Annotated in this window: 12 protein-coding genes; 1 reads left to right on the forward strand and 11 read right to left on the reverse strand. The window is 67.8% G+C overall.

The features are described 5' to 3' along the window. The 4 genes from IP78_RS06920 to IP78_RS06935 form a co-directional block, all read right to left on the reverse strand. Positions 1–686: dihydropteroate synthase (locus IP78_RS06920; protein ID WP_197272399.1), on the reverse strand; the 686-nt coding region annotated here is incomplete at its 3' end. Beyond that, entirely contained in the window at positions 686–1,753 is a 1,068-nt protein-coding gene (locus tag IP78_RS06925; protein ID WP_054110968.1) for a homocysteine S-methyltransferase family protein, read from the reverse strand. The genes IP78_RS06920 and IP78_RS06925, both read right to left, overlap by 1 nt. Continuing rightward, the gene (metF, locus tag IP78_RS06930; RefSeq protein WP_054110969.1) at positions 1,750–2,712 is read right to left on the reverse strand and encodes a methylenetetrahydrofolate reductase [NAD(P)H]; all 963 of its coding nucleotides are present in this window, start codon (positions 2,710–2,712) and stop codon (positions 1,750–1,752) included. The genes IP78_RS06925 and metF overlap by 4 nt, the downstream gene beginning before the upstream one ends. Next, positions 2,712–3,674 (reverse strand): metalloregulator ArsR/SmtB family transcription factor, encoded by a 963-nt coding sequence (locus tag IP78_RS06935; protein ID WP_054110970.1) that lies wholly within the window; start codon positions 3,672–3,674, stop codon positions 2,712–2,714. The genes metF and IP78_RS06935 overlap by 1 nt, the downstream gene beginning before the upstream one ends. 107 nt (positions 3,675–3,781) lie before the next feature. Here IP78_RS06935 and IP78_RS06940 point away from each other — a divergent pair, with 107 nt between their 5' ends. After that, positions 3,782–4,285: an EF-hand domain-containing protein gene (locus tag IP78_RS06940; protein WP_054110971.1), complete on the forward strand. Its 504-nt coding sequence runs from the start codon at positions 3,782–3,784 to the stop codon at positions 4,283–4,285. Here the strand turns inward: IP78_RS06940 and IP78_RS06945 are convergent. The 7 genes from IP78_RS06945 to IP78_RS06975 form a co-directional block, all read right to left on the reverse strand. After that, positions 4,282–5,115 (reverse strand): DUF6065 family protein, encoded by an 834-nt coding sequence (locus IP78_RS06945; RefSeq protein WP_231680948.1) that lies wholly within the window; start codon positions 5,113–5,115, stop codon positions 4,282–4,284. The two genes, IP78_RS06940 and IP78_RS06945, sit on opposite strands and share 4 nt — an antisense overlap. A 38-nt stretch (positions 5,116–5,153) precedes the next feature. Then, positions 5,154–6,083 carry a 2-hydroxyacid dehydrogenase gene (locus tag IP78_RS06950; RefSeq protein WP_054110973.1) on the reverse strand — a complete coding sequence of 310 codons (930 nt, stop codon included), beginning with the start codon at positions 6,081–6,083 and terminating at the stop codon, positions 5,154–5,156. A 16-nt stretch (positions 6,084–6,099) separates the two neighbouring features. Next, entirely contained in the window at positions 6,100–7,767 is a 1,668-nt protein-coding gene (gene ettA, locus IP78_RS06955) for an energy-dependent translational throttle protein EttA (protein ID WP_054110974.1), read from the reverse strand. A 120-nt stretch (positions 7,768–7,887) separates the two neighbouring features. Continuing rightward, entirely contained in the window at positions 7,888–8,529 is a 642-nt protein-coding gene (locus tag IP78_RS06960; protein WP_054110975.1) for an NrsF family protein, read from the reverse strand. Continuing rightward, entirely contained in the window at positions 8,519–9,097 is a 579-nt protein-coding gene (locus IP78_RS06965; protein ID WP_054110976.1) for a sigma-70 family RNA polymerase sigma factor, read from the reverse strand. Before IP78_RS06965 ends, IP78_RS06960 begins: the two co-directional genes overlap by 11 nt. Positions 9,098–9,140: 43 nt before the next feature. Then, a complete protein-coding gene (locus tag IP78_RS06970) occupies positions 9,141–9,752 on the reverse strand; it encodes a TIGR02466 family protein (RefSeq protein WP_054110977.1) in 612 nt (203 codons plus the stop codon). 155 nt (positions 9,753–9,907) lie between these two features. After that, a complete protein-coding gene (locus IP78_RS06975; protein ID WP_054110978.1) occupies positions 9,908–10,684 on the reverse strand; it encodes a tRNA1(Val) (adenine(37)-N6)-methyltransferase in 777 nt (258 codons plus the stop codon). Positions 10,685–10,732: the final 48 nt, after the last annotated feature.

Raw genomic sequence — 10,732 nt, forward strand, 5'->3', positions numbered from 1 at the left:
TGGATCGCCCGCCGCACCGGCTCGTTGCCGCGGAAGCTGAACGACACGTTCGACACCCCGCCCGACACGCGGGCGTAGGGCAGGGTGGCCTTGATCGCCCGCGTCGCCTCGATGAAGTCGACGGCATAGTTGTCGTGCTCCTCGATCCCTGTCGCCACGGCGAAGATGTTGGGGTCGAAGATGATGTCCTCGGGCGGGAAGCCGACCTCGTCGACCAGGATGCGATAGGCGCGGGTGCAGATCTCGATCTTGCGCGCGGCGGTGTCGGCCTGGCCCACCTCGTCGAAGGCCATGACCACGACGGCGGCGCCATAGCGCAGGCATTTCACCGCCTGCTCGCGGAACTCCGCCTCGCCCGCCTTCATGCTGATCGAGTTGACGATCGGCTTGCCCTGGACGCACTTCAGGCCCGCCTCGATCACCTCCCACTTGGAAGAGTCGATCATCACCGGCACGCGGGCGATGTCGGGTTCGGCCGCGATCAGGTTGAGGAAGGTCCGCATGGCGACGGCGCCGTCCAGCAGCCCCTCGTCCATGTTGACGTCGATGATCTGGGCCCCTGCCTCGACCTGCTGGCGCGCGACGTCCAGTGCGGCGGAATAGTCGCCCTCGACGATCAGCTTCCTGAACTTGGCCGAGCCGGTGACGTTGGTCCGCTCGCCGACGTTGATGAAGGTGGGACGCATTACGCTACCATTTCAAAGGGTTCGAGCCCCGATAGCCTCAGCGCCACCGGTCGCTCCGGAATCTCGCGCGGCGTCACGCCCGCCACCTCTTCGGCCACATGCCGGATGTGCTCTGGCGTCGTGCCGCAGCAGCCACCGACGATATTGACCAGGCCACTGCGCGCCCATTCCTCGATGAAGTGGGCGGTCTCGTGCGGCTCCTCGTCGTACTGGCCCATGGCGTTGGGCAGGCCGGCGTTGGGGTAGGCCGCAACCAGGGTGTCGGCCACCCGGCTCAGTTCGGCGATGAAGGGCCGCATGAGGTCGGCCCCCAGCGCGCAGTTGAAGCCCACGGCGAACGGCTTTGCGTGGCGCACGCTGTTCCAGAAGGCCTCGGCCGTCTGACCCGACAGGGTGCGGCCCGAGCGGTCGGTGATGGTGCCCGAAATCCAGATGGGCAGGGGCTCCATCCCCTCGTCCTCCAGATCCTTGATCGCCTTGATCGCCGCCTTGCAGTTCAGCGTGTCGGTGATGGTCTCGATCAGATACAGGTGCACCCCGCCTTGGTTCAGCGCCTTCACCTGATGGCGATAGGCCTCATAGACCTGGTCGAAGGTCACCAGCCGCGCGCCCGGATCGTTCACGTCCGACGACATCGACAGCATCTTGTTCAGCGGCCCGATCGAACCCGCGGCGAAGCGGGGTTTGTGCGGCTCTTTCTCGGTCCAGCGGTCGGCGGCGGCGCGGGCCAGCTTCGCGCCTTCCAGATTGATGTCCCACACGGCTTGCGCATCCAGGTGATAATCGTCCTGGGCGATCGTCGTGGCCGAGAAGGTGTTGGTCTCGGAGATGTCGGCCCCCGCCGCGAAATACTGGTCGTGCAGGTCGGCGATGACGTCGGGCCGGGTGATGCAGAGGATGTCGTTGTTCCCCTTCATCTGGCCGTTGTGAGACGTGAAGCGGTCGCCCCGGAAGTCCTCTTCCGACAGCTCGCGCCGCTGGATCATCACGCCCCACGATCCATCGAGCACCAGGATGCGGTCCTTCGCGGCGGCGTGGAGCTGGGCGATGCGTTCTGCGCGGCTCATGCGGCGGCCCTCTGTTCGCGCACGCCCAGGATCCGGCAGATCGCGTAGACGAGGTCGGCGCGGTTCAGGGTGTAGAAGTGGAAGTCCGAGAAGCCTTCCTCCTGCAGCCGCGCGCAGGTCTCGGCCGCCACCGACGCCGCCACCAGCCTGCGCGTTTCCGGATCGTCGTCCAGCCCCTCGAAGTGGGCGGCCAGCCATGCCGGCACCGACGCCCCGCACGAGGCGCTCATCCGCTGCAATCCGGCGAAGTTCGACACGGGCATGATCCCGGGGATCAGGGGAATGGTCACGCCGGCCGCCCGAACCCGGTCGCGGAACCGCAGGAAGGCGTCGATGTCGAAGAAGAACTGGCTCAGCGCTCGCGTCGCGCCCGCATCAACCTTGGCCTTGATCACATCGATGTCGTGCTCGATCGACGGGCTCTCCGGATGCTTCTCCGGATAGACGCCGACCGACGTCTGGAACCCGCCGATGCGTTGGATCGCGCGGGCCAGTTCCGTCGCGTTGGCATAGCCGTCCGCGCGCGGCTGATAGGCCCCACCGATGCCCGATCCACCGCTGACCGCCGATCCGGGCGGGTCGCCGCGCAAGGCTACGATATGGTCCACGCCGATGGCTTTGTACTCGCCGATCACCTGATCGACCTCGTCTCGACTGGCCTCCACGCAGGTCAGGTGGGCGGCGGGCTTCATGGTGGTCTCGGTCAGGATGCGCTGGACCGTCCGATGCGTCCGCTCGCGCGTCGAACCGCCCGCGCCATAGGTCACCGAGACGAAGGCAGGGTTCAGCGGCTCAAGTCGCCGGATCGACTTCCACAGCGTGGCCTCGGCCTCGTCAGACTTGGGCGGGAAGAACTCGAACGAGACCCTTACCGGGTTCGGGTTCTCGCCCGCGCGCGCCACGGGTCCCAGCGGCGACAGCAGCAGCGCACGTGCGGCGGCAAGGGATGTGGCGGCCATCAGGCGACGCTCCGGTTGGCGACGGCCGGTCTCTCGGCGGTCCAGATGGTAACGGTCAGGCCCGCCGTATCCGGGGGCAGGGCGATGCTCGCCGAGGGTTTGAGGCCCGCGTCACCCAGCCAGCGCCCGATCTCTTCGTCGGCGAAGCCGAGACGACGATGCTGATGCTCGTCTCGCAACCGCTCCAGCTCATGGGGGGCGAAATCAACGATAAGCAGTTTTCCACTGGGCATGACCAGCCGCGCGGCCTCGGCCACGGCCGCCGCCGGATCGGCCAGGTAGTGCAGCACCTGATGCACCAGAACCAGGTCCGCCGACTGCGCCGGCAGGCGGGTCGCGAAGATGTCGCCGTGCCTCAGCTCGACCTTGTCCAGCCCGGCCCGGGCGACATTGGCGCGGGCGATGTTTAGCATGTTCTGGCTGAGATCCAGCCCGATCGACATGCGCGCCTTCTTGCCCAGCAGGGTCAGCATGCGGCCCGAACCGGTGCCCAGATCGACGACCCGCTCAAACGGTCCCGGCCCCGCCGCCCGCTCAATCGCGCTCTCGACCGCCGTCTCGGACACATACAGCGACCGAATGCGGTCCCAGCTGGGCGCGATCTGTTCGAAATAGGCGGCGGCGGCGGCGGCGCGCTCGTCACGCACCTCGTCCAGCCGGCGGTGGTCGGCGGCACCGGCCGCGTCATCCAGTCCGTCCAGGATGGTGTCGATCAGACGCCGCACATCGGGCTCGTGCGACACCCGATAGAAGACCCTTGCCCCGTCCGGGAACCGCTCGATCAGCCCTGCGTCCGCCATCAGCTTCAGGTGGCGCGATACGCGCGGCTGGCTCTGGTCCAGCACGCGGGAAAGCTCCATGACCGACAGCTCCTCGCCGGCCAGCAATGACAGCACCCGCAACCGCGTCGGCTCTCCGGCGGCACGCAGAACATCCACGGTCTGATCAGCGGTCAGGCTCATCCGATAATCATATAAGGATATCCTTATATGATGTGAAGCGAGAAATGCCGCGACGGCGCACGCGGGATGGGACGTTATAGTCAGGCTTGTCTTGCCGGAGCCGTCTGATGCGCCTCGTCCTCTGTCTCGTATCGATTGCAGCCCTGTCGCTCGCCGCCTGCTCGCGTGAAGAGGAGGCCAAAGCCGCGGCCGTCGATCCTGCCCCGATCGAGGAGCCTGCCGACGCACCGGAAGAAGCCCTGCTGGAAGAAGCGGCGCTGGACGTCGAAGCCCTGCCGCCCCGGCCCTTGCCCCCGCGTCCGGTCCAGCGCCGTCAGGCGGAGCAGGGGCCGATGACGCTGGACCAGATGCTGGCCCGCGCCGAACGCGGCTTCGACCGCGCTGATACCGATTCGGACGGGGTGGTCACGACCGCCGAGCTTGAGGCCGCCGCCGCGACCCTACCCAACGCCCGCAACTGGTCCCGCGCCGACCGCGACGGCGACGGCCGCCTGACGAAGGACGAGTTTCGCTCCGTCGTCGCCTGGCGCTTCCAGCGAATGGACGCCGACGGCGACGGTTCTGTCAGTCTCGAGGAGCGTCAGGTCCGCCGGGGCGTCGAGGCCGACTAGGCCTTACCGCCGTCTGTGATCGCCTTGGCCGCGCCGACCGCCGACCAGGTCGTGAAGCCCACATGCGCTCTCGCCGGCGGCGAAGGCTGAGGTGCCTCGGGCAGGGGCGCAAGGCGGCGCTTGTTGACGTGATCCACGGTCCGTACGCCGACCTGATCCGGGAACTCGCCCCGGAAGTAGAACCTCTGCCAGGCCTGCTTGACGGCTTCCGGATCGCCCGCAGCCATGCGGGTGTTGAAGTCGGTTCGGACCTCCGACCACTTGCGGTATTGCACCGCCAGGTCGCCGTCGTCGTCCAGCGAGCGCCGCACCGGCTGGAACCGCTCGATCCGGTGGTGCGGCACAGGCTGCAGAAAACAGAACGGCTCGTCCTTCTCGAATCGGATCACGCCGGGTGCCGTGAAACGCCAGTTCATGGTGAAGGGGTAGGGCAGCCAGTCTGTTTCGGTGATGCCTTCCAGCGCGCAGATGCCGTGCTTGGCCCGGTTGGGTGGCCCCGAGGCCCGCATGCCCCAGCCCTCGGGCGTGCGGAACATCCAGCCGGTGTGAAACGTCAGCACACCTTCGGTGAAGTGCGACTGCGCGAAGTGCTCGAAGTAGAGGGCATCCGCGTCCGGCCTGAACTGGATGGCGTCGGCCCCCATACGCCCGTCCCACTCGGCCTCGAAGCCGAAGGGACACAGCAGCTCCCACCCCGTGGTGTTGGCCATGGTCAGCGGCAGGCAGCGATAGGGATGGCGCCCCGCGAATTCATCCATCCAGTCCCGCTCAGGCCGCCCGGGCACCAGACGCGGCGGGTCCGGCCGCATCGGAAAACACTCCAGCATCAGGGCGTCGGTCTCGGTGGCGATGTCGGTCACAGGCGAACTCATGGAACAGGCGACACGGGCGGCTCGCCCGCCGCCACAGCCTGAAGGTTTCGGACCAGCAGCGCCAGCATGCCTTGCACCGCCGCCATCGTCGCCCCAGCTGTGTGCGGCGTCAGCAGCACATTGGGCACATCCGACCACCGCTCCGCCGATGTGGGTTCGGTCTCGAACACGTCCAGCGCAGCCCCGCCCAGCCGCCCGGCCTTCAGGGCCGCGATCAGGGCGTCCTCGTCCACCAGCGACCCGCGCGCCACATTGACCAGTAGCCCGTTCGGCCCCAGCGCCTCGATGACCCCGGCCGAGATCAGCCTCCGGTTCGTCGCATCCGCCCGACAGGCCACGACCAGGATGTCCGAAGCCTGCGCCAGGTCGATCAGCGATTCCGCCTTGGCCCAGGCCGCCTGCGCCTTGTCACGCGGCCCCCACCACCGGATCTCGCATCCCATCACCGCCGCCCGCAGGGCCACCGCCTCGCCGATAGCCCCCAGCCCGACGATGCCGACGCGCTGTCCGCGCATGGACGGCGTGATCAGCCGCTGTTCCATCACCCAGCCGCCCGACCGCACGATCCGGTCGCCGTCGACGATGCGGCGCCGCGCCGCCAGCACCAGGGCCAGCGCGTGGTCCGCCACATCCTCGTGGTTCACCGCCGGCGCATGGGTGACGATCAGCCCTCGCGCCCGGCACCAGTCCAGATCCAGCCCGTCATAGCCCGAGGTAAAGCAGGCCACGTGTCTGAGGTTCGGCAGATGCTCCAGCACGGCCATGTCCAGCGCGTCCTCGCCTGCGACGACGACGGCGGTGATGTCGTCCGTCGCTTCAACCGGCGGCCCCTCCCACAGGCGAAACACCCGATAGGCGGGCTCCAGAAAAGGCGCGACGGGGGCCAGGGCGCGTGACGCGATCAGCAGGGCCGGGCGGTGGGGCATGGGTCGTGAACGGCGTCTACCGCCCGAACTTCTGGAACTTGATCCGGTGCGGGATCAGGGCGTCCGTTCCGAGCCTCCGCTTCTTGTCCTCTTCATAGGCCTCGAAGTTGCCTTCGAACCACTCGACGTGGCTGTCGCCCTCGAAGGCCAGGATGTGGGTCGCCAGACGGTCCAGGAACCAGCGGTCGTGGGAGATGACCACGGCGCAGCCCGCGAACTCTTCCAGCGCCTCTTCCAGGTTCTGCAGCGTCTCGATGTCCAGGTCGTTGGTCGGTTCGTCGAGCAGGATCAGATTGCCGCCGCTCGCCAGCGTCTTGGCCAGATGGACGCGGTTGCGCTCCCCGCCTGACAGCTGCCCGACCTTCTTCTGCTGGTCGCCGCCCTTGAAATTGAACGATCCGACATACGCGCGCGAGTTGATCTCCCGCTTGCCCACCAGCATCACGTCTGTGCCGCCCGAGATCTCCTCCCAGATGGTCTTGTTTGGATCGAGCGCGTCGCGCGACTGGTCGACGTAGGCCAGCTTGACCGTCTCGCCGACGCGGATCGAACCGCCGTCCGGCGTCTCTTGTCCGGTGATCAGCTTGAACATGGTCGACTTGCCCGCGCCGTTCGGCCCGATCACGCCGACGATGCCGTTGGGCGGCAGTTTGAAGGTCAGGTTGTCGAACAGCAGCTTGTCGCCATAGGACTTCTGCAGCCCCTCGACCTCCAGCACGACGTTGCCCAGGCGCGGGCCGGGCGGGATCTGGATGACGGCGAAGGACTGGGCCTGACGGCTGTTCTCCTGCTCGGCGACCATTTTCTCATAGGCCGCCAGACGCGCCTTGGACTTCGCCTGGCGGGCCTTGGCGCCCGATCGTACCCATTCCAGCTCGCGGGTGAGCGCCCGCTGACGGGCCTCGGATTCCGACTGCTCCTGAACGACGCGCTTCTGCTTCTGCTCCAGCCAGCCGGAGTAGTTGCCCTCGTAGGGGATGCCCTTGCCGCGATCGAGCTCCAGCGTCCACTTGGTCACCTGGTCCAGGAAGTAGCGGTCGTGGGTGACCAGGATCACGCAGCCCGGGAAGTTCTCCAGGTGATGCTGCAGCCAGGCGACCGACTCGGCGTCCAGGTGGTTGGTCGGTTCGTCCATCAGCAGCATGTCGGGCTTCGAGAGCAGCAGCCGCGCCAGCGCCACGCGGCGCTTCTCGCCGCCCGACAGGTTGGTGACCGCCCAGTCGTCGGGCGGGCAGCGCAGGGCGTCCATCGCCATTTCGATGCGGCTGTCGATGTCCCAGACGTCGCCGGCGTCGATCTTCTCCTGGAGGGACGTCATCTCCTCCATCAGCTCATCGGTGTAGTTCTCGCCAAGCTCGGCGGCCACTTCGTTGAAGCGGTTCACCCACTGCTTCTCCTCGCACCAGGCCTCGACGTTCTCGCGGACGTTCAGGTTCGGATCGAGCTGCGGCTCCTGCTCCAGGTAGCCGCGCTTGATGCCGTCGGCGGCCTTGGCCTCGCCCGAGAATTCGCTGTCCAGGCCGGCCATGATCTTCAGCAGCGTCGACTTGCCCGAGCCGTTGACCCCGACCACGCCGATCTTGGCGTCGTTGTAGAAGCTCAGCCAGATGTTCTCGAAGATCTTCTTGCCGCCGGGAAAGGTCTTGGTCAGACCCTGCATCTGGAAGATGTATTGCTGCGCCATGAGGTGCGTGCGCCCTTGTCGTTCAAGCGTGTGAGGAGGTCGGCGCGGGTTTAGCGACCGGCGCGCGTCAGGGCAAACGAGATAGGAGCGGGGCAGGGCGGATTGAAGGCCGCACCCTGATCACCAGCGGAATAGCACCTTCCCGATCACGGCTCCGACCGCCGCCGTCGCCGCGATGCCCAGCGAGTACCAGACCACCACGAACCCGGCCGTATGCTCAGGACAGTGCAGGCCATACAGCGTCGTGGCCAGTCCGGCGGTAAGGAGTCCCGCCGCCGCCCCCGCCGCGCCCGGCCGCATGGGAGCAAACCCCCGGGCCGCGCCGAAAACGAAAGGCGCTGCGATCAGGCTCAGGATCAGGATCAGGGGCGCGCACTCCGCCGCGCTCTCGCCCATCATCGCGGGCACGCGTTCGGACGCGGGCATGCTCATGAACTCCATGACGGCGAACACGGCCGCCGCGATCAGGATGATGCCAAGCGCCAGAAGCGGCCCCACAATCCTCGCCCCCGGCCGCCCCAGCCGGTCCAGCAGCCAGAAGCCGACGATGCCCAGGGCCCCCGAATAGGCCGCCTTCATCCAGAAGTTAGGTCCCATCATCGCCGCGCCCAGATCTTGCCGGAACCCGAGCCACAGCCCCACACCCATGACGATCAGCAGTCCCCCGGCCGCGAGCGCCAGCAGGATGCGCCGCTCTACCTCGCGCGGCTTGGCGGCGGGCAGGTCGGCGGCCAGCGCCTCGATCAGGTCGTCAGTCTTCATTGTCGGCCCCCTCCTGGGCAGACCCGTCGTTGGACGCGGGCGCGAAGCGGGCGTTCAGGGATTTCATGGATCGATGAATCGAAACCTTGGCGGCTGTGAGGCTATAGCCGTGTCGTTCCGCGGCCTCAGCAACGGTCAGGCCCTTCAGGCGCACGTCCTCGATCAGGCGGCGCTGGCGCGGCGGCAGGTGGGCCAGCACCCGGGTCAGGTCGGCGCGCGTCGCGCCGTCCTCGACGGTGTGATCGGCGAACAGCTCGCCGGCCTCCTCGATCGGATGGCTGGGGCGGCGGCCCTGGCGGCGCAAATGGTCGATCAGCTTGTGGCGTGCGATGGCGAAGGCCCAGGCGGTGAAGGGCTGGTTGCGGTCCCAGGTGGCCCGCTTGGCGTGGATGGCGATCAGGGTCTCCTGCACCAGATCCTCCGCATCGGCACCCCCGTTGAACAGGCGGCGCCGGAAAAAGGGACGTAGGTGCGCCCCCATGTCGGACAGCAACAACCGCCAGGCGGCGGCGTCGCCCTCCAGTCCGCGGAGCATCAGGGCTTTCAATTGGGCTTCGCGGTCGGTCACGTGCGGCCCGTTACGGCAGGTGAGCGGCGAAGGTTACACGGCCTCAGGCATAGTTGAAGCTTACGGAAATCCGCTCGCTCTTCGCCCCATTCACTGGCACCTCATGCCGCAACCAGCTTTCCCACATCAGCACCGTGCCTGCTTGCGGTGCCAGGTAGACGAACGGCTGCTCCGCTTCGGGCGCGTCGGGCCGGACGCTGGGCCGCGCCATCATCATGGTCAGTCGCGGATCCTCGAGCTTCAGAGCCGAGGCCCCGTCCGGCACCTCGACATAGACTGTGCCCGACAGGAAGGCGTGGGGGTGGATGTGGCCGCTGTGCGATCCGCCGGGCTTCAGGATGTTGACCCACATCGTATCCAGCCGGGGCTTCCTCGCCAGGTCGAAGTTCAGCACCTTGGCGTAGGCCAGCGCGTGCCGGTCCAGATGCCGCTTCAGCTCGGCGAACTCCGGCAGCCTTTGCGGCAGGTCGTTAAGCGAGCCGTACGAGGTGTATCCGCGATACCCGTGTGCCCGACACCAGGCCCGCCCGGCCGCATCCTCGACCGCCAGCATGCGGCAGGCGTCGGCCAGGGCGGCGTTGAACGCGGCGAAGCCGGGCGTTCCGGCCAGGCTGGCCTCATAGGCCTGGGTAATGAACAGGGGGCGAAGGGACATGGGTGGGCCATACCGCCGAACGCGCGGACCGGTCCAGCCACGTCCGATTTTGACGTATGCCATGGTTAGGCTGGTCCTCATGAACGCGTCCGAGAGCGAGGTGAGGGAAGTGAGAGTCGCTTTTTTCGGACTCTCACTCCCAGTCTGGAAAACGATCAGAACCCCAGGTCTGCGGCCCCCGTCAGGATCGCCTCGGCCTGCATCGTATGCTTGGTACCCGACCGATCGTGCAACACCAGCGCCGGCAGCAGCCGCAGCGGCGCGCGGCCGCCCCGGATCGCCTGCACCAGGACCCGCTTGGCAGGCTGGTCGGCGAAGGGCTGCACCGGTCGGACGCCGAACGACCCGCACTTCACCCCCAGCAGGCCCAGAAGGTCCGCCAGCCGGTCCGCCCGATGAATGAGGACGATCCGCCCGCCGTCCTTCACCCCGTCCGTCAGGAAGCCCACCCAGGCGGCCAGTCCGTCGTCGGCGATCCAGGCCCCGCGCTTGGCGGGGGAGGGGGCTCGCAGCGCCCCTTCGTCGTCGAAGAACGGCGGGTTCGATACCGCCCAATCGGCGCGCGGCAGGCCCAGCGCCTTGAACCCGGCCCCGACGTCGCCCTCGACGACCGTCATCCGGTCGCCGATCCCGTTCAACTCGGCGTTCCGGCGCGCCAGCCCCGCCGCCTCCGTGTCCCGCTCCACCCCGACCAGTCCCAAGCCCGGCCGTCGCGCCGCGATCTGCGTCAGCACCGCGCCCGCGCCACAGCCCGCCTCCAGCACCGTCTCCCCGGGCCCGGCCGCCACCGCCGCCGCCAGCAGGGCCGCGTCCATGCCGGCGCGATAACCCCGCGCGGGCTGCAACAGGCGAACCCTTCCGCCCAGCAGGGCGTTCTCGGTCGGTCCGTCCTTGGATGCCTCGCCTTCTGGCGAGAGGGATGCGACGGTCACGCGGCTTGACCCTTCATGGCGGGGTCACCATTGTCCGGCGTGACCCCG

It is taken from the genome of Brevundimonas sp. AAP58 (assembly GCF_001295975.1).
In the GTDB taxonomy this organism is placed as follows: Bacteria; Pseudomonadota; Alphaproteobacteria; order Caulobacterales; family Caulobacteraceae; genus Brevundimonas.

Bases quoted from the DNA above. Each gene is read 5' to 3' on its own strand.
- IP78_RS06940 (WP_054110971.1), top strand. From the start codon at position 3,782: ATGCGCCTCGTCCTCTGTCTCGTATCGATTGCAGCCCTGTCGCTCGCC.
- IP78_RS06925 (WP_054110968.1), bottom strand. From the start codon at position 1,753: ATGAGCCGCGCAGAACGCATCGCCCAGCTCCACGCCGCCGCGAAGGAC.
- ettA (WP_054110974.1), bottom strand. From the start codon at position 7,767: ATGGCGCAGCAATACATCTTCCAGATGCAGGGTCTGACCAAGACCTTT.
- metF (WP_054110969.1), bottom strand. From the start codon at position 2,712: ATGGCCGCCACATCCCTTGCCGCCGCACGTGCGCTGCTGCTGTCGCCG.
- IP78_RS06960 (WP_054110975.1), bottom strand. From the start codon at position 8,529: ATGAAGACTGACGACCTGATCGAGGCGCTGGCCGCCGACCTGCCCGCC.
- IP78_RS06935 (WP_054110970.1), bottom strand. From the start codon at position 3,674: ATGAGCCTGACCGCTGATCAGACCGTGGATGTTCTGCGTGCCGCCGGA.
- IP78_RS06950 (WP_054110973.1), bottom strand. From the start codon at position 6,083: ATGCCCCACCGCCCGGCCCTGCTGATCGCGTCACGCGCCCTGGCCCCC.
- IP78_RS06970 (WP_054110977.1), bottom strand. From the start codon at position 9,752: ATGTCCCTTCGCCCCCTGTTCATTACCCAGGCCTATGAGGCCAGCCTG.